Source organism: Streptomyces sp. NPDC059142 (assembly GCF_042755665.1).
In the GTDB taxonomy this organism is placed as follows: Bacteria; Actinomycetota; Actinomycetes; order Streptomycetales; family Streptomycetaceae; genus Streptomyces.
Map to the genome: position 1 here is coordinate 218,797 of NZ_JBHZDA010000002.1, position 22,596 is coordinate 241,392.

Consider the following 22,596-nt stretch of genomic DNA (forward strand, 5'->3'; position numbering starts at 1 on the left):
GCCGGTGAGCGTGCGGCGCACGGCCGGCCGGTGAGCGGGGCGGGAAACCGGTGGGTGAACGGGCCGGGAAACCGGTGGGTGAGCAGCCGGTAAAACAGCCTGGGGAGCGATGACTTCGCAGCTCAGGGCGATTGTCAGTGGTCGCGTCTACGGTTTTTCCCATGACGCGATCCACACAGGCGCTGGCCTATTCCCGTCCGTCAGCCCTGGAGCACACCCGGGGCGGACGGCTGCTCGGTCTGGAGACGTCGGGCGGCCTCACGCCCGTCGGTGCCGAGGCGCATCCGCGCTTCTTCTCCGGGTTCCTCTCGGCGCCGCGGGCCGCGGCGCGCGGGCTGCTGGCCGTCGCCGACGTGGCGGGCGCCCGGTACCACCAGCGGGTGCCGGGCCGCTCGCTGGACCCGGTGGTGACGGGGAACGGCGACCGGCTGCGCTTCGAGTCGTTCTCGGGGTGCTGCGGGGTGTACGCACGCCTCGACGTGCTGGAGGACGGGCTCGGCGGGGCGGGCACGGGCCACGGCACGACCAATGTGGATGTGAACAATCCGCTGCGCGAGGCGCTGTCCCGGATGACCGGCGACGATCCGCTGCATCTCCGGGTGGGGCCGGACGAACTGGCGGTCACGACGGTCGGCGGGTCGGTGGTGGAGAAGAAGGTGCCGCTGCCGGACCGCTGGCTGCGGGGGTTCGCCGAGGCGCAGGTGGTCTCCGCCGGGTTCGATCTGCGGGCGGAGCTGACCGGCGCGGAGGCGGTGCGGTTCCTGCGCTCGCTGCCGCGGGGCGGGGGCAACGCGTCGCGCGGGGCGATGTGGGTGGTGCCCGCGGGGCGGACGCTGCGGCCGACGACGCGGCCGGTGCCGGGCGCCGTCTGTCTGCCGGGGCCCGAGCGGCTTGCCGCGCTGGAGCGGGTGCTGCGGGACGCGACGGCGCTGCGGGTGTACGGGCCGCCCGTGGCGGACGGCGCGGCGGTGTCGAGCGCCTGGGAGGCGGTGCTGCCGGGGATGCGGCTGACGCTCACGCTGTCGCCGGAGGCGGCGCGCGGGTTCTCCGGGGAGGGCGGGGTGCTGGAGGCGCTGGCCACCGAGGAGGCGGCCGAGGACGCCGCGCTGGTGTCGGTGCTGCTGGCGTGGGAGCCGCGCATCGATCCGGCGGAGCTGGCCGTGGAGTCGGGGCTGCCGGTCGAGCGGGTACGGGCGGCGCTGACCCGGCTGGGCACGGCGGGCCGGGTCGGCTACGACGTCGCGGATGCGGCGTACTTCCACCGGGAACTGCCGTACGACGCGGGGCGGGTGGAGCGGCACAACCCGCGGCTGGTCTCGGCGCGGACCCTGCTCGCGGAGGGTGCCGTCACGCTGGACGACGGGCCGGTGCCGGCCGCGCCGGACACGGCGGTCTCCTCCGTCGCCTCGGGTGAACGCCGGTATCAGGTGCGGGAGTCGGGCGGGGTGCTGAGCTGTACATGCCGCTGGTGGGCGGACCACCGGGGGCGCCGGGGGCCGTGCAAGCACGCCCTCGCCGTCCGGATGGCGCGCCGCGCGGCCGTGGCGACCGCGGGCGGTGCCCGATGAGCGCGCTGCTCGACACCGTCCGGGCGGGGCGTGCCCAGGCCGTTCCCGGGCTGGTGAAGCCGCTGACGGCGGCGGAGCGCAGAACGGAGCTGGCCGGGCTGAAGGCGCTCCGCGCCGAGCTGCGTGACTGGGGGTGGCGCCGGTGGCGCGAACGGCAGCGGATCGGCTGCGCGCTGGTGGTGGCGGGCGCCGGCTGTCTGACGGGCGCCGCGGCCACGGCGGCGTGGATCGGCGCCCGCGATCTGCGGGAGAGCGCCTCCCTCCCGCACGAGGTGCTGCTCGATGTTCTCGCCGGCCGTGATCCGCGGTGGCAGGGCGATGTCGCCCACCGGCTCGCGGGCCGGGCGTCGACGGCCGCGCTGGACTACCGGCTGATCACCGGGTTGGTCCGGCGGGCGGGGTGCGAGGTGCCGGCCACGGACGCCTATGTGGACGGCTGGGTGGAGGCGGTGTCGTCGCAGGACGGACCGCTGACCGCGCTGCGTGGGGATCCCGACGTACGGATCCTGGTGCCCCGGCTGTTCGAGACGGCCGAACTGCCGTGGCGGCTCAACGCGTGGAGCGATCCGGACGATCCGCGCCACTGGCCTTCGGTGCTCGCCGTCCTGGCCGAGGAGGGGGTGGTGGAGCGGCGGACGCTGGTGGACGCGGCCGTGGCCCGGCTGCTGCGCGGCGGGCGCCCCGGCGAGCTGACGTTCTTCCTGCGTCTGCTGCACCGGCTGGAGCTGACGGCCAAGGAGGAGCGCGAGCGGATCGCCGACTGGACCGGCATGGCCGCGGACGGGCCCCCGGCCGTGGCGGACCACGCGCAGGGGCTGCTGGGCCGGCTGGCGCTCGCGGGCGCGCTGCCCGCCCGGAGCCTCGCGGACCTGTCGGCGTCGGTACTGTTCCGGCCCGAGAAGAAGCTCGTACGGGCCCAACTGGTGCTGCTGGGCAAGGTCCTGCGGGTCGACCGTGACGCCGCGGCCGAGGTGCTTCCGGTCATCGCGGAGGCGTTCGGGCACGAGGACACGGCGGTCCAGGAGCGGGCGCTGAAGCTGGTGGCCCGTCATCTTCCCGCCCTGGACGCGGACCGGCGCTCCGAGGTGGTGCGGGCCGCGGCGCTGCTGAGTCCGGTCCACCGGGACCGGGCGCGTGAGGTTTTCGGTGAGCTTCCGGAGACCGACGAGCCGCCGTACGAGGAGATCCTGCCGCCCGTGCCGGAGCCGGTCCGGCTGGCCCCGGCCCCGGCGGACCTGGCCGAGCTGGTCGAGGAGGTGGCGGCGCTGATCGCCTCGCCGGACGGCGGGATGCCGGCGTTCGAGCGGGCGCTGGACGGTCTGGTCGGCCACGCGTACCGGGACAGGGTGGCGCTGGTGCGCGCGCTGCGCCCGGCGCTCGCGGGGTGCTGGTGGCTGGACGACGAGGCGCGCCAGGACCGTGACCGGTGGTTCTCCCGGGACACCCACGGGGTGGAGGTGGTGGCCGCCGCGCTGCTCGGCCGGATCTCCACACGGACGCTGCACGCCTCGTTCGCCCGGGAGGCCTCCGGCGCCCGGGGCAAGGGCGCCGGGGTGTGCGCGCACTCCGCGCTCGTCGGGGTGATCGACGCCCGGCTGCGGGAGGCCGCGTATCTGGTCCACGCGAAGCCGCCGCCCTTCCTGCTCGCCACCCCGACCTGGGAGACGGGCGCGCTGGACGCCGCTGTCCTGGTCGAGCGGCTGCGGGAGTACGGGCGGCTCGGCGCCGCGCCGGGGCCGGCCGACTTCGCCCAGGCGCTGCTGCGGGTGGACCGGGGCGCGGACCCGGCGGCGGTGCGCGGGGCGGCGGCGCTCGGCACTCCGGAGGGGGACCGGCTGGTCGCCTGGCTCACGGCGGACGGCGCCCCCGTACCGGCGCTGCGCCCCCTGGCGGAGCCGCCCCGTCCCGCGCAGGCCGTGGACGAGGCGTGGCCCGCGAAGCCTCCGGCCGGGAGGGCGGTGGGGCTGGCGGCGGGCCTGCGCCCGTGGCGGAAGGAGCCGGAGCGGGAGAGGACCGAGCGGGCCGAACGGTCGGCGGTGCGGCGGGAGTTCCCCGTGGCGTTCCACTGGCTGGGCGACCCGGGGGCGCGGGCGGTGCCGCGCTGCTACCACTGGGCCGGGGTGCGGGGCGGCAACTGGACGGCCGTGCTCCCCCAGGACCGGGAGCCCCTGGCCGGTCTGCTGCTCACCGAGGCGGCGTCGTGCGCGCGGGACGACGAGCGGGGCGGGACCTGGTGGCTTCCGCCGCTCGCGGAGCGCGGCGGCCGGCCGGGGCGGTGTCTGCTGCGGGGGCTGGCGTACGGGCTGGGCGCCCGCCATCCGCAGGACCGGCTCATGGCCGTGGACGCGCTGCTGGTGCTGGCCGCCCAGGGGGAGCCGGCCGGGCAGACGCTGGGCGAGGAGCTGGCCGCGCTGGTGGTCTCGGGGGACGTCAAGATCAACCGGCTGACGGACGCGCTCCGTACGGCCGCCGCGACCGGTGCGTACGGAACGGTCGCCTCGGTACTGCTGCCCGCGCTGCCCGCCCTGCTGGCCCCGGAGCCGTCGGCGGCGGGTGGCGACCGGAGCGGGAGCACGCGTGCCGGGCTCGGGGGGATACTGGCCGTGGCCGCCGACTGCGTGGAGCGCGGCACAGGCGCGCAGGAGATACCGGGGCTGGCGGAACTGGCCGCACGCGGGGGCGCCTCTCAGGTGATCACACAAGCGCGACGCCTTCTGGCCGCAACGGGTCTCTGAACCGATCATTCCGCGCCAAAAGTGGCCGAAGATGACCCAAAAAGGAACAGATCCATCCTTAACCCATCAGTCACAAACCGTTCGTGATCACGCAACACCGTTCCGTCAGAGTGAGGTCATGACCCATGTGACTCCCGCGAAGAGCAACCGCCGCCCCCACCACTGGCGGCGGGATCTCGTCGAACTGGCCGCCCTGTTCACCGCGGTGGCGGTCGCCGACGCACTGGCGAACCTGATCGTGCACGGACCCGACGGCGCGTTCCTGCTGGTCGCCTCGGCCGGGGCGCTGATCGCCACGGCCACGTTCCACACCTGGTGGGCACGGAGGCACGGCCACGCACCACCGGTGTCCGGCGCCGACGGGCCCCCCGGCGGCGCCCCGGCCACGGCGCCGGACGGGCGGGAGGAAGCCCTCCAGGAGGGGTCGGCCCCGGAGGGGACGACGCTCTGGCGGATGCGGACGACCGTACGGGACGAGCCGGGAAGCCTGGCCGCCCTGTGCGTCACCTTCGCCACCCACCGGGTCGACATCCTCACCCTCCAGACGCATCCGCTGGCCGACGGCACGGTCGACGAGTTCCTGCTGCGCGCCCCGGCGTCGCTCCAGGCGAAGGACCTCACCCGTGAGGTCTCCGCCGCGGGCGGCAGCTCCACCTGGATCGAGCGGGCCGACGCCCACGACCTGGTGGACACCCCGACCCGGGTCCTGGGCCTGGCCACCCGTACGGCGCTGGACGCGGCCGAACTGCCCCTCGCACTGCGCCAGTTGTTCGGCCGCTGCACCATCCACTCCCGGCCCGCCGGGTCCGCCGGGAGCCGCACGGCCGACGGGAGCGGCCCGGAGGGGGCCTGTGAGGCCGAGGGCATCGACGGCCAGGACGGCACGGAGATGCGGCTGCGCGACCCGCACGGCGGCAGCATCACCATAGAGCGCCCGTACCTCCCCTTCACCCCCACCGAGTTCGCCCGCGCCCGGGCGCTGGTGGAGCTGGACACCCGGCTCGGCCCGCGCATCCCCCGCAGCCAGGACGTGCTCACGCTCCCGAGGGGCGAGGAGATCACCGTCCGCCGCGCCGACACCGACGACCTCGACGCCGCGCTCGCCATGCACGCCCGCTGCACACCCCGCACCCTGGAACGGCGCTACCACGGCCCGGTGGCCGACGCCGACCGTTATCTGACACATCTCCTCAGCCCGCGCTTCGGACGCACCCTCGCCGTCCAGACGGCCTCGGGGCGGCTCGTCGCCCTCGGTCACCTTCTCTGGGACGGCGACGAGACCGAGGTCGCGCTGATCGTCGAGGACGGCTGGCAGCGCCGCGGTATCGGCTCCGAACTGCTGCGCCGGCTCGTCGCGCTCGCCGTCGAGGCCCGCTCGGACAGTGTGTACGCGGTCACCCAGGCGTCCAACACGGGTATGGTCGCGGCCATGCGCGACCTCGGGCTGCCGCTGGACTACCAGATCGACGAGGGCACGCTCGTGATCACCGCCCGGCTGGAGCCGTCCGCCCTGGACGGTTCCCCCCGTGCGTCGTACGACGACTCCGGCCTGCTCGACCCGCCCGCGCCGTACCCGTCCACGCCCCACCCGTCCGCTCAGTACCCGTCCGCTCAGCACCCCTCCGCTCAGCACCCGTCCACGCCGTGACGCCTCCGCGCCGTGCCCGTCCGGCCCGGCGCGAGCGTAGAGATCCGGCCAAAGTCGGTCCCGGGCCACGGGTGGCGCAGCCCGCCCCTTCCGGGCCCGGGTCGCGCCGTATCGGGGGGAATCGACCGGCCTTTCCGTCGAACGCGCCGCTCCGCCCCCCCCGATCCGGGGCGCGGAGCGGCGGCGGAGGAGGCCGGATTCCGGTGTCCGTCGCCGCCTGCCCGCGCCGCTCCCCGCCGGGCGGCGCGGAGCTGGCCGGGCGGCGCACACCGCCCGCGCCCGCGATCGGCCAATCCGGCCGCACCCCGTACACGGTGAAGTGACGCGGCGGTCCGTGTTGGAGAGGATGGCGGCTATGTCAGACACAGCCGGCAGCGCGCTGCCCCGCCAGGTCGCCGACGCCTACGTCGACGCACTCATCGAACTCGACCCGATCACCGGCACCTATCTCGGCGTGGCGGAGTCCTCCCGCCGCCTTCCCGACTACTCCCCGGCCGGACAGCAGGCCCGCGCCGACCTCGCCCGGGACACGCTCGCCCGGCTCGACGTGGCCGAGACGCTGCCGGGTGCGGACAGCGATGCCGAGCGGCGCTGCGCCCGGCTGCTGCGTGAGCGGCTCACCGCCTTCCTCGCCGTCCACGACACCGAGGAAGGGCTGCGCGAGGTCAGCAATCTGCACTCCGCCCCGCACTTCGTGCGCGACATCTTCAGCGTGACCCCCGCCGGGACCGAGGCGGACTGGGCGGCGATCGCCGAGCGGATGCGCGCCGTGCCCGCCGCGCTGGAGGGGTACCGCGCCTCGCTGGCCCTGGGCGTCGAGCGCAAGCTGCCGGCCGGGCCGCGCGCGACGGCGACCTTCGTCGGACAGCTCACCGAGTGGGCGGGCGAGGACCGGGGCTGGTTCGAGGAGTTCGCCGCGGCGGGCCCCGACGCGCTCCGCGACGAACTGGACGCCGCCGCCCGGACCGCGACCGCCGCCGTGGCGGAGCTGCGCGACTGGATGCGCGACGTGTATACCCCCGCCGTCGAGGGCGCGCCCGACACCGTGGGCCGGGAGCGCTACGCCCGCTGGGCGCGCTACTACAACGGTACGGATCTGGATCTGGACGAGGCGTACGCGTACGGCTGGTCGGAGTACCACCGGCTGCTCGCCGAGATGAAGGAGGAGGCGGGGAAGATCCTCCCGGGCGCGGGCCCCTGGGAGGCGCTGGCCCATCTCGACGTGCACGGCGCGCACATCGAGGGCGTCGACGAGGTGCGGACCTGGCTCCAGAAGCTGATGGACGAGGCCATCGACGCACTGGACGGCACGCACTTCGAACTCGCCGACCGGGTACGGCGCGTGGAGTCCCGGATCGCCCCGCCGGGCGGCGCGGCGGCCCCGTACTACACCGGACCCTCCGAGGACTTCTCGCGCCCCGGCCGCACCTGGCTGCCCACCATGGGCGAGACCCGCTTCCCGGTGTACGACCTGGTGTCCACCTGGTACCACGAGGGCGTCCCCGGCCACCATCTCCAGATCGCCCAGTGGACGCATGTCTCGTCGCAGCTCTCCCGCTACCAGGCGTCGGTGGGGCAGGTCAGCGCCAACTCCGAGGGCTGGGCGCTCTACGCGGAACGGCTCATGGACGAACTGGGCTTCCTGCCCGACGCGGAGCGCCGGCTCGGCTATCTGGACGCGCAGATGATGCGCGCCTGCCGGGTGATCGTGGACATCGGGATGCATCTGGAGCTGGAGATCCCGGCGGAGTCCCCGTTCCACCCGGGCGAGCGCTGGACGCCCGAGCTGGCCGAGGAGTTCTTCGGGAACCACAGCGGCCGTCCCGCGGACTTCGTCAGCAGCGAGCTGACCCGCTATCTGTCCATGCCGGGCCAGGCCATCGGCTACAAGCTGGGCGAACGCGCCTGGCTGCTGGGGCGGGAGAACGCGCGCAAGGCGCACGGCGACGCGTTCGACGCGAAGGCGTGGCACATGGCGGCGCTGTCGCAGGGCTCGCTCGGGCTGGACGATCTGGTGGACGAGCTGTCGAAGCTCTGACCTCCCGCGGGTACGGCGGAGGGGGCGGGTTCAGCCGCGCGGCACGAGCGGCATGAGCCCGGCCTCGGTCCGCCGGAAACCGCAGCTCGCGTAGAAGGGCGCCAGCGCCGGCTCGTGGTCGACATGGAGCCAGTGCGCGCCCCGGGCGCACGCCTCGGCCGCCGCGGATTGCACGAGTCGGCGGCCGAGGCCCCGGCGGCGCTCGTCCGGATGGACGGTGGTGTCGAGGACGAAGGCGTGCACACCGCCGTCGCCGGCGACATTGACATAGCCGACGAGCCGGCCGGCCCGCCGGGCCGCGACCCAGAGCAGGCTGCGGGCGAGGACGGGCGCGAAGGACGTCGTGACGTGGCCGGGCCACGACGCGGCGAAGAGTTCGTTCAGCTCGTCGTCCGCGAGGGCGGGGCGGATGTCGAGTGTGGTGGTCGTGGACATGTTCTCTCCTGCCGAAGGCCCGAGTCTCACAGGGCGTGAGACCCACACGGTGTGAAAGGTCTGGGGGATGCGATGGAAGCCGGGTTCCTGTTCTGCGCCGATCCGCTGCGGGCGGTCCGGACCGATCCGGTGTTCGCCGAGGAGGCGGCGCTGGCCCGGTCGCCCGACTCGGCGTTCGCGCTCCTCGGCCATGAGGCGCTGCTCTCCGGGGACACGGCGGGCGCGCTGGCGGGGGTACGGCGCGGCTCGGGACCGTACTGGTACCGGGGGTGGATGATGCCCGCCGCGTCCTACCAGGAGCTGGCGCGCGGCATGGAGGTACGGGGCTGCCGGCTGCTGACCGACCCCGGTTCGTACCGTCGGGCGCACGAACTGCCCGGCTGGTACGAGGAGTTCGCCCATCTCACCCCCCGGAGCGTCTGGCGCGGGCTGACAGCGGGGGCGCGCCTGGAGCGGGCGGAGCTGGCCGAGCTGGTGGCGCCGCTCGGTCCGGGGCCCGGGATCGTCAAGGACTATGTGAAGTCCCGGAAGGACCAGTGGGACGAAGCCTGCTTCCTTCCCGAACTCACCGATCACACAGGGGTCATGGCGGTCGTGGACCGCTTTCTCGCGCTCCAGGAGGACTCGCTCGCGGGTGGGGTGGTGCTGCGCGCGTACGAGGCGTTCGTGCCCGGCGGTGAGGTGCGCGTGTGGTGGGTGGACGGGGAGCCGGTCCTGCTCACCCCCCATCCGGACACGCCCGGCAAACTGCCGGAGCGGGAGCCGGGGCCCGCGCTGGACGCGGTGGCGGCGGCGGTACGGGCCCTCGGCTGCCGGTTCCTGACGACGGATCTCGCCCTGCGGGAGGACGGGGTGTGGCGGGTGATGGAAGTCGGCGACGGACAGGTGAGCGGGGCACCGGCCGGGGCGGACCTGACGGAGCTGTACGCGGCGCTGGCGGAGGCGGGTGCCACGGACTGAGACGCCCGCGCCACGGGACACCCGCCTCACCGGACGGCCACGCTGCGGGGCGGTCGCGGTACGGCCGCGCGGCGGCGGCGGATCACGGCGGAGGGCTTCGGGGGTGGGCGGTTCCGGTGCGGGCATGGCCGCTCATGATGGCCGGGCCGGGGGCGGCTGTCATCCGGATTTCGGCGCGCCGGGCTCCTTCCGGCCGGCTCCTGCGGCTGGCCCGCCGGCGTCGACCAGGACCTCGCCCGCGTCGGTCCGGAGGTAGAGGACGGAGCGCCCGGCGCGGCGGCGCCGTACCAGTCCCGCGTCGTGCAGGACCTTGAGGTGGCGGCCGACCGAGCCGAGGCCCTGTCCGGTCAGTGCCACCAGGTGCGTGGTGCTCTTCGGGGTGCCGAGCAGGGCGAGGACGGTCGCCCGCGCGGGGCCGAGCAGTGCGCCGAGGCTTTCGGGGACGGGGGTACGGTCCGTCCCGGCCAGCGCGCCGGAGCAGGGGTAGACGACGGCGTAGCGGTGCGGCGCGTCCCAGGAGACCCAGCCGTCGACCGGTGTCACGGGGACGAACATCAGGCGTGCTCCGGTGAGTTCCCTCGGCGGGTAGTCCCTCGTGTTGAGCTGGAGTCGGCTCTCCCCGAGCCAGCGCAGCCCGGGGCGCATGCCCTCCAGGGCCGCGGTCCAGCCGCCCCTGCCGAGCCGGGCGGTGCGCGCGAGGACATCCGCCTCGATGATCCGGCGGCGCCTCGGCCAGGTGGGCAGCACGGTCCTCGTCCATACCCAGGCCAGTGTGTCGGCGGTGCGTTCCGGCAGGTCGGAGCGGTGCAGCAGGGCGGGGAGCGGGCCGTTCAGCGAGACGGTCAGATCGGCGTGCACGGCCGCGGCGGGCGTCTCGCGCACCCGCGCGAGTTCGTCCTCGAACGGCTGGTCGCCGTCGCCGGTCGGGGTGGGCGTGAGGTAGTCCGCGTTCCAGTGACGCCCCAGCGCGGCCCGGACGAGCAGCGCGGTGACCGGGTCGCCGGCCTGACGTGCGCGGTAGGCGGGCAGATGGAGGTCGAGCCAGGCGCGCTCGCCCGGGTGTGCGGCCGTGCCCCGCTCCAGGGTCTTCAGGCTCGCGATCGTCTCGGCGAGGGCGGAGACGACGAAGCGGCTGTCCGCGAGGGTGTCCGTGCTGATCTGCCACCAGCCCATGTTTCGCCTCCCCGCGAAAGAGTAACGGCCCGGCCCCGGGCGCCTCGACACTCCCGTTCATGCGTACCTACCGCGAGTTGTTCCGCACCCAGGAGTTCACCCCGCTCTTCCTCCTGTCCGCCGGGCACGTGGGCGCCCAGACCGTGAGCGGACTGGCGCTGGGCACCCTGATCTACTCGGCGACCGGTTCACCGCTGCTCTCCGCCCTCGCCATGTTCGGGCCCTCCCTCGCCCAGGTGCTCGGCGCGACCACCCTGCTCTCGGCGGCGGACCGGCTGCCGCCGCGCGCCACGCTGGCCGGGACGTCGCTGCTGTTCGGCCTGGGCACCGCCGCGCTCGCCGTGCCCGGTCTGCCCGTGTGGGCCTCGTTCGCGGTGCTGTTCCTTCTCGGTACGGTCGCCTCGCCGGTCGGCGGCGTACGGTACGGGCTGCTCAACGAGGTCCTTGAGCGGGACGGCTATCTGCTCGGGCGCTCCGTGCTCAACATGTGCGCGGGCACGGCGCAGATCGGCGGATACGCGCTCGGCGGTGTGCTGGTGACCACGCTGTCGCCGCGCGGCACCCTGCTCGTGGGCGCGGCGCTCCATCTCGCGACCGCGGTCGTCGCCCGGCTCGGTCTCGGCGGCCGGGCGCCGCGGGCCACCGGGCGCCCCTCGGCCACGGCGACCTGGCGGACCAACACCTTTCTGCTGTCGTCGCGTTCGCGCCGGACCGTCTATCTCGCGCTCTGGATCCCCAACGGGCTGATCGTGGGCTGTGAGTCGCTGTTCGTCGCCTACGCGCCCCGGCACGCGGGGCTCCTCTTCGCCTGTGGCGCCTGCGGCATGCTCGCCGGGGACATCGCGGTGGGCCGGTTCGTGCCGGGGCGGTGGCGGGGGCGGCTCGGGGTTCCGCTGCTCCTGCTGCTGGCCCTGCCGTATCCGCTGCTCGCCCTGCGTCCGGCGCTGCCCCTGGTGGTGGCGGCCGTGGCGGTGGCCTCGGTGGGGTTCGCCGCGAGCCTGGTCCTCCAGGAGCGGCTGATGGCCCTGACCCCGGGTGAACTGAGCGGTCACGCCCTCGGGTTGCACAGCTCGGGGATGCTCACGATGCAGGGGGTGGGCGCGGCGCTGGCGGGCGGCGTCGCCCAGCTCACCTCCGTACCGGCGGCGACGGCCGTCATGGCGGTGCTCTCCGTCACCGTCACCCTGACCCTGGCGCCGGGCCTGCGGCGGGCACCGGCGGCCGGGGGTGACACGCCCCGCCCGGCGACGGCGCCCCGGCCGGGGACACCGGCGCCGTGAGCGCGCCCCGGGCGGCTCACTCCCCCGCGAGGCGCTGCCGCACGGCGGACCCGTGGCGTTCCTTGACGATCTCCAGTTGGGTGGGGATACGGCGGCGCAGGTCCGCGACATGGCTGACGATGCCGACGCTGCGGTCCCGCTCCCGCAGGGAGTCCAGTACGTCGAGGACCTCGTCCAGGGTCTGGTCGTCCAGGCTGCCGAAGCCCTCGTCGATGAAGAGGGTGTCCAGCCGTACGCCGCCCGCCTCGTCCGTGACGACGTCCGCGAGGCCGAGCGCGAGGGCGAGGGAGGCGAAGAACGTCTCGCCGCCGGAGAGCGTCGCGGTGTCGCGGGCGCTGCCGGTCCACGCGTCGACGACCTGGAGCCCGAGTCCGGACCGGCGCTGTCCGCCCGCGCGGGCGTCGGTGTGGGAGAGGGCGTACCGCCCGGAGGACATCCGCTGGAGGCGTACGGTGGCGGCCGCCGCGACCTGTTCGAGACGGGCCGCGAGGACGTACGACTCCAGGCGCATCCGGCGTTCGTTGTCGGCGGAGGTGCCCGCGGTGAGCCCGGCCAGGCGGGCCACCCGGTCGTACTCCTCGCGTACGGGGCCGAGTTCGCGCACCTCGGTCTCGGCGCGCCGGGAGAGCCCGGCGAGCTGGTCCCGGCTCTCCCGGGCGGCGGCGTGCCGGGCGGAGGCGGCGCGCAGGGCGCGTTCCGCGGTGTCGTGGGCGGACTGCGCGGCGCCGGGGTCGGCGGGCGGGAGCGCGGCGGCGTCCCGGGTCGCCGGTTCCGCGAGCCGGTCCGCGACCGCGGCGGCCTCGGCCTGCCAGGCGTCGATACGGTGCTGGAACGCGCGCCGGTCGGCCGCGCCGAGCAGGGCCTCGGCGGCGGCGCCCGGGGTGTCGAACCCGGCGCGGAACGCGGCGCCCGCGAGATGCCCGTCGGCCTCCTTGAGGCGGAGCGCGGTGGCGTCGGCGACGCGTGCGGTCTCCGCCGCCCCGGCGAGCGACCTGGCCCGGTCGGAGAGTTCGGCCACCCGGTCGGCGACGCTGGTCGCCGCTCCTCTGGCGCGGTCCAACTCCTCGCGCAGGCCGCTCTGTTCGTGCTCCAGCGCCTCGCGCAGCGAGGTCCGCCCGGCGGCGCGGTTCTCGGCCTCCCGCTGGGCGGCGACCCGGCCCTCGTACTCGCGCTCGGCGCGGGCCAGCGACTCGCGCGCCGCGTGCGCTCCGGCCGCGACCCGGCGGGCTGTGGCGTGTTCGCGCTCCAACCGCTCGGTGAACGAGGTGAGTTCGGCGACGGTGGGGTCCGGGGCCCCGGGGGCGGTGTCGTCACCGTCGTCGTCCCGGGGCCCGGCGGCCTGGGCGCGGGCCGTCGCGTACTGCTCCAGGAGCGTGGTGTGTACGCGCTCGGCCTCCGCCCGGGACTCCTCGCGGCGCTGACTCTCCGTCAGAGCGGCGTCCTCGGCGGACGGATCGACCTGGTCGTCCGTGGGGCGTGCGGGCGCGGGGTGGTCGGCGGAGCCGCAGACCTCGCAGGGCGCGCCTTCGGCGAGTCGGGCGGCAAGTTCGGCGGCGATGCCCTTCAGCCGCCGCTCCCGCAGGTCGAGCCAGTGCGCGCGGGCGGAGTTGGCCCGCGCGCCCGCCGCCAGGAGCGCCTGCCCGGCCTCCCGTACGGTCCCTTCGAGCGTGTCGCGGCGCCGGGCGGCGGCCAGCCGTCGCGTGGCCGGTTCGAGCCGCCCCGCGTGCTGCTCGGCGCGGGTGGCGGCCTCCAGCGCTTCTTCCACGCGGTCGAGCAGGGCGCGGCGTTCCGGTTCCCAGCCCGCCAGCCAGCCGGCCGTCTCCTGGAGGATGTCGTCGTCGGCGCGCGCCTGCCGGTCGAGTGCGGCGCGTTCGGCGGTGATCTCGGCGTTGCGGCTCTCCGCGCGGCGGGCCGCGTCGAGGGCGCCGAGTTCCTGGCGTACGGAGCCTTCCAGGGCGGCGAGCTGTTCGGCGCCGGCGTCCGCGAGTCCGGGGGGCAGGGTCCTGCGGGTGCGTTCGTGCGCGGCGCGGGCGGCGCGGTGGGCCTCGTCCGCCTCGTCGCGCAGGGCGAGCGCCGGGGCGACCAGCTCCGCCTTGCGGTCGCGTTCCAGCAGCATACGGGTCCGGTCGTACGCGGGGCGGCGCGCTTCGAGTTCGGTGTGGCGTCGTCGGGCGTCCGCGAACCGCTCCTGGAGGCGGGCGAGTTCGCGGGCGGCGTCCCGTCGGCCCCGGGCGTCCGCGCACCGGTCCTCGGCCGCCGCGAGGGCCGACGCGGCGATGTCGGTCCGCTCGCGGGCGTCGCAGCGTACGAGCGCCGCCCAGGCGAGTACGGCGGGGGCGAGCCCCGCGTCACCGGGCTGCCGGTCGGGCGGCCCCGGCGTCCCCGGACCGTCCGTCGCAGTCGAACTCCCCTCCGCCGCCTGGGCGATGCGCTGCGCGATCCCGAGGAGCCGGTCGTCCCCGGCGCGCACCCGGTGCTCGGCGGCGCGCCGCAGCTCGGCCAGGCGTTCCTCGACCGCGGCGAACCTGCGGGTGTCGAAGAGTGTGCCGAGGAGCCTGCCGCGCGCCTCGGCGTCGGCGCGCAGGAAGCGGGCGAAGTCGCCCTGGGGCAGGAGCACGACCTGGCAGAACTGTTCGCGGCTCATGCCGAGGAGCTGGCTGATCTCCTCGCCGATCTCCTGGTGGGAACGGCTCAGCGCCCGCCATTCGCCGCCGCCGGAGCCGTCGGAGCCGCCGTCGGGGGCGTACTCCCGCAGCCAGCTCTGCGCCTTCTCGGTGGTGAACCCCTTGGCGCGCTTCTTGGGACGGAGCTGGGCGGGTCGCCGGGTGACCTCCAACCGCCGCTCGCCGACGGTCAGTTCGAGGACGACCTCGGTGACGGTCCCGGTGGGCGCGTGGTCGCTGCGCAGCGTGGTGCCGGGGCTCTGCCGGGCGCCCGGCACGGCCCCGTACAGCGCGTAGCAGACCGCGTCCAGCACTGAGGTCTTGCCGGCGCCGGTCGGGCCGTGGAGCAGGAAGAGCCCGGCGCCGGAGAGGGCGTCGAAGTCGACCTCCTGGGTGGTGGCGAAGGGACCGAAGGCGGTGAGGGTCAGCCGGTGCAGTCTCACGGGGTCACCTCCCGCACCGTCGCGTCGACCCGTACGTCGTCGAACGCGCCGCGCAGCACGGTGCGTTCGGGATCGTCAGGACCCGAACCGCCGCGGACATGGGCCACGAAGTCCTCGGCGATCTGCTGGTCGGTACGGCCCGCGAGGCGTCTGCCGTAGGAGGCGAGCGGGTCGCCGGGCGCCCGTTCGGGGTCGAAGACGAGGCTGAGGGTGTACGGGAAACGGGCGGCGAGCCGTGCCATGGGGTCGGCCGGGCGCACCGGATCGGTGAGGGTCGCCTCCACCCAGGACTCCTCGTGCCGGTCGAGGGCGGGATCCCCGAGCAGCGCGTCGAGCGTGCCCCGGATCCGGGCGAGCGGGCGCGGCACCGGGCAGTCGATCCGCCGCGCCTCGATCCCGCCCGTGGGCCCGAGGTCCACCAGCCACATCGTCTTGCGGTGCGTGGCCTCGGAGAAGGAGTAGGCGAGGGGCGAACCGGCGTAGCGGACACGTTCGGTGAGGGTCTGGGCGCCGTGGAGATGTCCGAGCGCCACATAGTCGGCGCCGTCGAAGACCCCGGCGGGGACGGCGGCCACCCCTCCGACGGTGATGTCGCGTTCGCTGTCGCTGGGCGCGCCGCCGACGACGAAGGCGTGCGCGAGGACGACGGAGCGGGTGCCGGCCGGACGGGTGGCGAGGTCGGCCCGTACCCGCTCCATCGCGGCTCCGAGCACCGCCTCGTGTCCGGCCTTCTCCGCCTTGAACTCCGCGCGTACCAGGGCGGGTTCGAGATACGGCAGCCCGTAGAAGGCCACCTCGCCGTGGGCGTCCGTGAGCAGGACGGGGGTGGCGCAGCCCGCCGGGTCGGTCCGCAGATGGATACCGGCGCGCTCGATGAGTCCGGCGCCGACGCCGAGCCTGCGGGCCGAGTCGTGGTTGCCGGAGATCATGACGGTCGGTACCCCGGCGTCGGCGAGGCGGTGCAGCGCGCGGTCGAACAGCTCGACGGCGGCGAGCGGCGGTACGGCCCGGTCGTAGACGTCGCCGGCGACGAGGACCGCGTCGACGTCATGGGCACGGACCGTCGCCACGAGGTGGTCGAGGAACGCGGCCTGGGCGTCGAGCAGGCTGACGCGGTGGAAGGACCGTCCGAGATGCCAGTCCGACGTGTGCAGAATCCTCAAGAGAGGCTTTCCCCCTGTTCACGCGTTTCGTACGGTTCGTGCCGCTCGCGCGGTTCATACCGCTCGTACGGTTCGTACCGGTCGACTCGTCCGTACCGCTCGACTCGTTCGTACCGCTCGCCCGGTTCACACGCCGCTCCCGGCCCGCCCCGGCCGTACCGCGCGCGGCGTCCGTGCGGCGCGCGCTCCCCGTACGGCGCTCGGCGCTCACTCCGGAGGGCCATCGCCGTACGCCTCCCCGCCCAGCTCCAGGGCGGCCGTGCCCGCCGTCGTGTCCGCGAGCCAGCCGCGGAACGCGTCGACCTCCGCGTCCGGCAGCCCCAGCTCGATCGTCACCGCCTCCGCGTACCGCACCTCGCGGACCGCGTGTCCCGTGGCGCGCAGATCGTTCTCCAGCCGGCCCGCGCGCTGGTGGTCGACGACGACGGTGACCTGCCGGAAGCGCCGTCTGGTCCGGGTGCCGAGGGCGTCCAGCGCCTCGCCGACCGCTCCCCCGTACGCCCTGATCAGACCGCCGGCGCCGAGCTTGACGCCGCCGTAGTAGCGGGTGACGACCGCTACCGTGTAGCGCATCTCACGGCGCATCAGCATCTGGAGCATCGGCGCCCCGGCGGTACCGCCGGGCTCGCCGTCGTCGCTCGCCCGCTGTACGGAGGCGTCGGCGCCGATCACGTACGCGAAGCAGTGGTGCGTGGCCGTCGGATGCTCCCTGCGGACGCCCGCGACGAACTCCTGCGCCTCCTCCTCGGTCGCCGCCGGTGCCAGCGCGCAGAGGAAGCGTGACCGGTTGACCTCGGTCTCATGGACGCCCGCGCGGGCGACGGTCCGGTACTGCTCCTGCATGCCCCCCACCCTATGCGGGGCCCGGCCGCCGCCCGGACGTCAGCCGGATCCCATGGCGAGGTTCACGGCCGCCGCCGCCAGCGCCAGCGCCAGGACCGCGCCCGAGCCGGCCAGGAACCGGGGGTGGGCGAGATTGACCGTCCACCCCCGGCCGACCCGCCGGGGCACGAGGACGGCGGGGTCACCGGCGTTCACGTACACGGTTCCCGCCGCGCGCCAGTGCCGGTCGTCGTCACGCGCCACCAGGCCGCTGTCCTCCTCCGCCGCCTCCGCCCCCGCCGCACCGCCCGGACGGGCGGCGCGCAGAACGGCCGGTGCGGATCCGGCGGCGGCCAGGAGCAGGGGCCCGCCCACGACCAGGAGGAGCAGGGACCCGGAGCGGCTGCCGCTCCACATCATCGCGGACAGGCCGGACAGCATGAGGTTGAGCAGCGCGCCCGTGCCCAGCAGGGCACGGACCGTCAGCGCGAGGTGGCGGCGGTGCCGGGCGACGCTGCTCCGGGGCCGCGACACGTCCAGGTCGGGCCGGGCGCGCAGCACGGCGGCGGCCGTGCCGACGAGCGCCGCGGTGACCCCGGTCTGTACGAGCACCAGGCCGAACGCGGACCAGAAGGTGGTGGCGACGTCCCGGTGGGCCGTCCCGCCCACGCCGCGTTCCGGGAGGGGCATCGTCGCGGGCAGGTCCGGGTAGGCGAACGCGCCCGCGGCGGCCGTCACCACGAGCACCACGAGCGAGGGGACCACCCACAGCCAGGGCAGCCGTACCGGGTCCGTACGCAGGGAGGTGTCCATGACGGCGCCCTGGCGCACCTGCCCGTACCAGTTGCCCCGCTCCTTGGCGCGGACGAGGGCGCGGTGCGCGTTCCACCACAGCGCGGCGGCGACGGCGCAGAGCAGCGGCGCGGCCACGGCCCCGACCAGGACGCTGTCCAGCACGGCGCCGAGGGCGAGCGCGGTCGGCGTGAGGACGACGGCGATCGGTGTCAGCAGCGCGCGGTAGCGTCTGCGCTGCTCGGTCACTTGGGGGTCGTCGGCCCGGTCGGGGGGTACGCGGACGCCGAAGGGGACCGCCGGGGGGTTGAGACGGGGGCTGGGAGCCGCGTAGAGGACGGCCCCCAGCATCAGGAGTGTCGCGAAGTTGACGAGAAGGCTGACCAGCACGGCGTTCACCCGATCCGTCCGACGAGGTCGTGGGAGCGGGAGCCGCCTCGTCGGCGGCGGCCCCGCAACAGCCCTGGGGAGAAGCCGGATCCACCGGTCCCCCGTTCTTCCCGCGCGCTAACCCCTGTCGCCACCGCCCGCGGCGAACCCGTCCAGCGTCGCCCGTACGCACCCCGCGACCTCCTCGTCCGGAACCCCCCGGACGACGGCTTCGGCGAGCAGTGTGCGCAGCCGCCGCTCCCAGTCCGGCCCCGCCCCGGGTCCGGCCGTCGCCCCGCGCATGTCCGGGTGGACCACCGCCCCGCTCCTGCGGTTGACACGGATGAATCCCTCGCGGCGCAACAGGTCGTACGCCTTGTTCACGGTGTGGAAGTTGATCGCGAGATCGACGGCGCACTGCCGGGTCGAGGGCAGGGAGTCACCGGGTTCCAGCGCACCGTCCGCGATGGCTTCCACCACCCGGTCCCGGATCTGCTGGTAGATCGGGACCTCGCTGTCGAGGTCGAGTAGGAGCTGCACGGCTCCAACTCTATCTGCTATACAACTACTAGAACAGAGGGCGGAGGCAGGGACACGCCGGGACCGTGCGCACGCCCCGAGGGAGGGACGGACCCCATGGCACCGAGCAAGGTCTCCGGCCGGTGAGCGGGGCGTCGCCGCGCATCGAGGTGACCGGACTGACCAAGCGGTTCGGCCCGGTCACGGCGGTGGACGGGCTGACCTTCGCCGTCGAGCCGGGGGTGGTCACGGGCTTCCTCGGCGCCAACGGGGCGGGCAAGACCACCACGATGCGCATGATCCTCGGCCTGGTCGCCCCCACCGCGGGCACCGCGACCATCGGCGGTGAGCGGTACGCGCGGCTGCGCCGGCCCTCCGAGGTCGTCGGCGCCGTACTCGACGCCTCGGCCTTCCACCCCCACCAGTCGGCCCGTGACCATCTGCGGATCTACTGCACGATGGGCGGCCATCCGGCGGGCCGCGTCGACGCCTTGCTGGAACGGCTCGGGCTCGCGGACGCGGCGCGCCGCAGGACCCGTACGTTCTCCACGGGCATGAGGCAACGGCTGAGCCTGGCCACGGCGCTGCTGGGCGATCCGCGGGTGCTGCTGCTGGACGAGCCGGGCGACGGGCTCGACCCCGAGGGCACCGCCTGGCTGCGCGGCTTTCTGCGGGAGCTGGCCGCCGAAGGGCGCACGGTCCTGGTGTCGAGCCATGCGCTCGGCGAGGTCCAGCAGATCGTGGACGACATCGTGATGATCCGGCGCGGCAGGCTGGTCGCGGCGGGGCCGCTCGCCGAGATGGAGCGCCTGCGCCCGTCGGTGGTGCTGGTCCGTTCGCCCGACGCCGCGGCGCTCAGGACGCTGCTGCTGGACGGCGGTCCGGCGGGGAGCGCCGCGAGCCATGTCGAGTCCGGGCACGACGGGGCTCTGCGGATCCACGGGCTGACCACGGCGCGCGTCGCCGATCTGGCCTCGGCCGCGGGGCTGCGCGTGCACGAACTGGCGACCGAGGACACCAGCCTGGAGCAGTTGTTCTTCGAGCTGACCGGCGACACCGCCGCCGACGCGGGGAGGAACACCCGATGAACTCGATGAACGCGCTGGTCAGGGCCGAGTTCCAGCGGCTGGCGGCGACCCGGCTGTGGCTGGGGGCGCTGGTGACGGCCGTCCTGCTGGGCGGTGGTCTGACCGGTGCGACGGCCGCGGTCGGTCCCGAGAACTTCTCCCCGCCCCTGCCGGGCCTGGACACCGGGGACGGGGTGCTGTCGGTCATCGGGATGCTCGGCTGCACCGTGTTCGTCCCCGCGGCGCTGGGCACGCTCGCGATGACCTCGGAGTACCGCTACCGGACGGCGACGTACACCTTCCTCTTCGCACCACGGCGCGAGCGGGTACTCATGGCGAAGCTGATCACGTACGCCGTGGCCGGGACGGTGTACGGGCTGGTGCTGACCGGCAGCGCGGGCGCGGCCTTCTTCGGGGCGCTCGCCGCCCGGGGCATCACCCCCGGCATCGGTACGGGGACGGTGGTGGAGCTGCTGCTGCGGCTGGCCGTCGCGATGACCTCCTACACCCTGCTGGGGGTCGCGGCGGGCGCCCTGATCCGCCACCAGATCGCGGCGCTCTCGGTGGTGATCGGCTATCTCTACGTGGGCGAGCTGGTCCTGATGACGATCCCGGGCGTCCGGCTGCTCCACCCGCTGCTGCCGGGCGGCGCCACGGCCTCGCTGACCGGCTTCACCCAGGTCGCGGACGCCCTCGCGGCCGAGCTGTCCACCCCCGCGGTCGCGCTGCTCCCCCCGGCCGGCGGCGCTCTGCTGCTGACGGGGTACACACTCGTCGCGGCAGCCGTGGCCGTACGCGTGCCGATGCGCGGGGATCTGCTCTGACCCGGGCGCGAGGGGCGGCCCCGGTCGTCAGCCGGTGATCCAGCCGTGCGCGCGCGCCAGTTCGACCACGCGCGCCCTGACCCGCTTGATCTGGTCGGCCGTCAGGGTGCCGTCCGCCTCCAGCAGCGCCTCGGTGAGTTCGCCGCGCAGAGCGGCCGCCGTCGGCTCGCCGTCCTCCGCGCTCCGGTACGTCACCGGGGCAGGTGCGAGGTCGCGCCCGGGGCGGCGCTGCGCGGACGGGTGGACGAGCCGGATCTCGGACGCCTTCGGCCCCTTGTCCCCCATCTCGACGAAGAACTCGACCTCGCGGCCCGCCTGGTAGAGGTACTTCTCGTCCAGCAGGTCGTTCGCGTGCATGAACACGTCGTCACCTCCCTCGTCCGGGACGATGAACCCGTATCCACGTGTCTCGTCGAACCGCTGGATCTTTCCCGTCCTCAGCACAACCCCATACCTCCGCGCGAAACCAGACCTCGTGACACCACGGTCAGGATGGCACGCCGTGCCGTCCGCGGTGAACCGGATCCCCGGTGCGCGGAATGCCCCGCGCGCCCGATCCGTTGCCCTGACATGGACGCAGAGAGAGCACAGACGGAGAGCGCGCGGACCGGGCACGGCGATCCGGCGACGATCCGGGAGATCCTTGAGCACGGCGGGGACACCTGGGCCGTGGTGGGCCTGTCCGCCAACGCCTCCCGGGCGGCGTACGGCGTCGCCGCGGTCCTCCAGCGGTACGGCAAGCGGATCGTGCCGGTGCATCCGAAGGCCGAGACGGTGCACGGCGAGCGCGGGTACGCCTCGCTCGCCGACATCCCCTTCCCGGTGGACGTGGTGGACGTCTTCGTCAACAGCGAACTGGCCGGGGCGGTCGCGGACGAGGCGGTCGCCGCCGGCGCGCGGGCCGTCTGGTTCCAGCTCGGGGTGATCGACGAGCAGGCGTTCGAGCGGACGCGGGCGGCCGGGCTCGCGATGGTGATGGACCGGTGCCCCGCGATCGAGATCCCCCGGCTCGGCGGATAGGGACGCATCGGGGCGCGGCTCCCGCGGCCCGGCCGCATGAGCCGTACGGGCCGCGCGGGTGGCGCGGGTGGCGCGGGTGGCGCGGGTGGTGCGGGCCGCGCGGGTGGCGCGTCAGCGCACCGGCGGGACCGAGATGGACATGATCATTTCAACCGTCTCCGCGCCGTCGTTGCGGTAGATGTGCTCCACGCCCGCCTCGAAGGTCGCCGACGCGCCGGCCGGGACGGCGTGCGGCTCGCCGTCGACGACGAGCGTCAGCTCACCGGCGGTCACATGGAGCAGTTCGGTGGTGCCCGGCGGATGCGGGTCGGAGGTGCTGGCGTCGCCGGGCATCAGCGTCCACGACCACAGCTCCAGCGGGCCGCGCGCCTCCGCGCCGACGAGGAGGGTGCTGCGGCTGCCCGCGGGGGTGGACCACAGCCGTACGGCCTTGCTCTCGGGGACGATCCGGACATGGGTGCCCTGTTCGTAGTCGAGCAGCGTGGTGATGGGGACCCCGAGCGCGTCGGCGATCTTGACGGTGGTGCCGACGCTCGGATTGGTACGGGCCTGCTCGATCTGGATGATCATTCCGCGACTGACCCCCGCACGGGCCGCGAGGGCGTCGAGTGTGAAGCCCCGCTCGCCGCGCCAGCGCTTGAGATTGCGGGCGAGCGACTGGGTGAGCTGGTCGAGGTCCGACACGTTCCGTCCCATGTGTTCAAAGGAGAGGTACAGCGGATTGCACTACTTTGTGGTGCACCCCGGCATGCACCGCACTGTACTGGGAGGCCCGTCCCTCCGGTCCCACCCGGCGCCGGGCCACCAGGCGTGACACGGACAGTTGGCCGGAAACCGTCGCCATGCAGGCGAGATGACGCCAGGTGAGAAAACGTATCCGCGGTCGGGACACCCCCCGCGAACCCCGCTTCGCCGCAGGCCGGCCGCATATGACAGGACCACGACGGCGGACCTTCTCTACCACGTCATCCCTTCCCGACGGGGGGGGGGGGGGGGGCTGTCGCCCCCGGGGGGGGCGCGCGCGCGCCGGGGGGGGTGGGGAGCGCGCGCCCGGGGTTGAGGTTGGGCCCCACAGGG

The 22,596-nt window shown here is 74.8% G+C and carries 18 protein-coding genes; 9 read left to right on the forward strand and 9 right to left on the reverse strand.

Translation table 11 applies throughout. From position 1 onward, the window contains the following. The first annotated feature begins 161 nt into the window (after positions 1-161). From ACFXPK_RS02140 to ACFXPK_RS02155, 4 genes are all read left to right on the forward strand, one after another. Positions 162-1,568, forward strand: a complete 1,407-nt coding sequence (locus tag ACFXPK_RS02140) for an SWIM zinc finger family protein (protein WP_385070614.1) — start codon at positions 162-164, stop codon at positions 1,566-1,568. Then, the gene (locus ACFXPK_RS02145; protein ID WP_385070617.1) at positions 1,565-4,303 is read left to right on the forward strand and encodes a DUF6493 family protein; all 2,739 of its coding nucleotides are present in this window, start codon (positions 1,565-1,567) and stop codon (positions 4,301-4,303) included. Before ACFXPK_RS02140 ends, ACFXPK_RS02145 begins: the two co-directional genes overlap by 4 nt. Before the next feature lie 118 nt (positions 4,304-4,421). After that, positions 4,422-5,951 (forward strand): GNAT family N-acetyltransferase, encoded by a 1,530-nt coding sequence (locus tag ACFXPK_RS02150; RefSeq protein ID WP_385070620.1) that lies wholly within the window; start codon positions 4,422-4,424, stop codon positions 5,949-5,951. 355 nt (positions 5,952-6,306) lie between these two features. Continuing rightward, positions 6,307-7,989 carry a DUF885 domain-containing protein gene (locus ACFXPK_RS02155; protein WP_385070623.1) on the forward strand — a complete coding sequence of 561 codons (1,683 nt, stop codon included), beginning with the start codon at positions 6,307-6,309 and terminating at the stop codon, positions 7,987-7,989. 30 nt (positions 7,990-8,019) lie between these two features. Here ACFXPK_RS02155 and ACFXPK_RS02160 read toward each other — a convergent pair whose 3' ends face one another. Continuing rightward, positions 8,020-8,424, reverse strand: coding sequence for a GNAT family N-acetyltransferase (locus ACFXPK_RS02160; protein ID WP_385070626.1), 405 nt, complete (start codon positions 8,422-8,424; stop codon positions 8,020-8,022). A 72-nt stretch (positions 8,425-8,496) separates the two neighbouring features. Here ACFXPK_RS02160 and ACFXPK_RS02165 point away from each other — a divergent pair, with 72 nt between their 5' ends. Further along, positions 8,497-9,384, forward strand: coding sequence for an ATP-grasp domain-containing protein (locus ACFXPK_RS02165; protein WP_385070629.1), 888 nt, complete (start codon positions 8,497-8,499; stop codon positions 9,382-9,384). 159 nt (positions 9,385-9,543) lie between these two features. Here the strand turns inward: ACFXPK_RS02165 and ACFXPK_RS02170 are convergent, their stop codons facing one another. Then, entirely contained in the window at positions 9,544-10,557 is a 1,014-nt protein-coding gene (locus ACFXPK_RS02170) for an ArsR/SmtB family transcription factor (RefSeq protein ID WP_385070632.1), read from the reverse strand. 59 nt (positions 10,558-10,616) lie between these two features. On the opposite strand from ACFXPK_RS02170, the gene ACFXPK_RS02175 reads away from it, so the two are divergent. Then, positions 10,617-11,837: an MFS transporter gene (locus ACFXPK_RS02175; protein ID WP_385070635.1), complete on the forward strand. Its 1,221-nt coding sequence runs from the start codon at positions 10,617-10,619 to the stop codon at positions 11,835-11,837. A gap of 16 nt (positions 11,838-11,853) precedes the next feature. Here ACFXPK_RS02175 and ACFXPK_RS02180 read toward each other — a convergent pair whose 3' ends face one another. From ACFXPK_RS02180 to ACFXPK_RS02200, 5 genes are all read right to left on the reverse strand, one after another. Further along, positions 11,854-14,943 (reverse strand): AAA family ATPase, encoded by a 3,090-nt coding sequence (locus ACFXPK_RS02180; protein WP_385070638.1) that lies wholly within the window; start codon positions 14,941-14,943, stop codon positions 11,854-11,856. Then, positions 14,940-16,106, reverse strand: coding sequence for an exonuclease SbcCD subunit D (locus tag ACFXPK_RS02185; RefSeq protein ID WP_385070641.1), 1,167 nt, complete (start codon positions 16,104-16,106; stop codon positions 14,940-14,942). The genes ACFXPK_RS02180 and ACFXPK_RS02185 overlap by 4 nt, the downstream gene beginning before the upstream one ends. 207 nt (positions 16,107-16,313) lie before the next feature. Next, positions 16,314-16,949: a YigZ family protein gene (locus ACFXPK_RS02190; RefSeq protein WP_385005134.1), complete on the reverse strand. Its 636-nt coding sequence runs from the start codon at positions 16,947-16,949 to the stop codon at positions 16,314-16,316. A gap of 39 nt (positions 16,950-16,988) precedes the next feature. Further along, a complete protein-coding gene (locus tag ACFXPK_RS02195; protein ID WP_385070644.1) occupies positions 16,989-18,110 on the reverse strand; it encodes a DUF1648 domain-containing protein in 1,122 nt (373 codons plus the stop codon). A gap of 117 nt (positions 18,111-18,227) precedes the next feature. Continuing rightward, positions 18,228-18,629 (reverse strand): GntR family transcriptional regulator, encoded by a 402-nt coding sequence (locus tag ACFXPK_RS02200; RefSeq protein WP_385070647.1) that lies wholly within the window; start codon positions 18,627-18,629, stop codon positions 18,228-18,230. A 122-nt stretch (positions 18,630-18,751) separates the two neighbouring features. Between ACFXPK_RS02200 and ACFXPK_RS02205 the strand changes: the two genes are divergently transcribed. Both ACFXPK_RS02205 and ACFXPK_RS02210 read left to right on the forward strand, forming a co-directional pair. Further along, positions 18,752-19,696 carry an ABC transporter ATP-binding protein gene (locus ACFXPK_RS02205; RefSeq protein WP_385070650.1) on the forward strand — a complete coding sequence of 315 codons (945 nt, stop codon included), beginning with the start codon at positions 18,752-18,754 and terminating at the stop codon, positions 19,694-19,696. After that, positions 19,693-20,499: an ABC transporter permease gene (locus tag ACFXPK_RS02210; RefSeq protein ID WP_385005142.1), complete on the forward strand. Its 807-nt coding sequence runs from the start codon at positions 19,693-19,695 to the stop codon at positions 20,497-20,499. The genes ACFXPK_RS02205 and ACFXPK_RS02210 overlap by 4 nt, the downstream gene beginning before the upstream one ends. A gap of 27 nt (positions 20,500-20,526) precedes the next feature. Here the strand turns inward: ACFXPK_RS02210 and ACFXPK_RS02215 are convergent, their stop codons facing one another. Beyond that, complete coding sequence (locus ACFXPK_RS02215) at positions 20,527-20,943, reverse strand: cold-shock protein (protein WP_385005144.1); 417 nt, start codon at positions 20,941-20,943, stop codon at positions 20,527-20,529. A 126-nt stretch (positions 20,944-21,069) separates the two neighbouring features. Between ACFXPK_RS02215 and ACFXPK_RS02220 the strand changes: the two genes are divergently transcribed. After that, complete coding sequence (locus ACFXPK_RS02220; RefSeq protein WP_385005146.1) at positions 21,070-21,519, forward strand: CoA-binding protein; 450 nt, start codon at positions 21,070-21,072, stop codon at positions 21,517-21,519. Positions 21,520-21,630: 111 nt separating this feature from the next. Here the strand turns inward: ACFXPK_RS02220 and ACFXPK_RS02225 are convergent, their stop codons facing one another. Beyond that, positions 21,631-22,203 carry a helix-turn-helix domain-containing protein gene (locus ACFXPK_RS02225; RefSeq protein ID WP_385070684.1) on the reverse strand — a complete coding sequence of 191 codons (573 nt, stop codon included), beginning with the start codon at positions 22,201-22,203 and terminating at the stop codon, positions 21,631-21,633. Positions 22,204-22,596 lie beyond the last annotated feature (393 nt).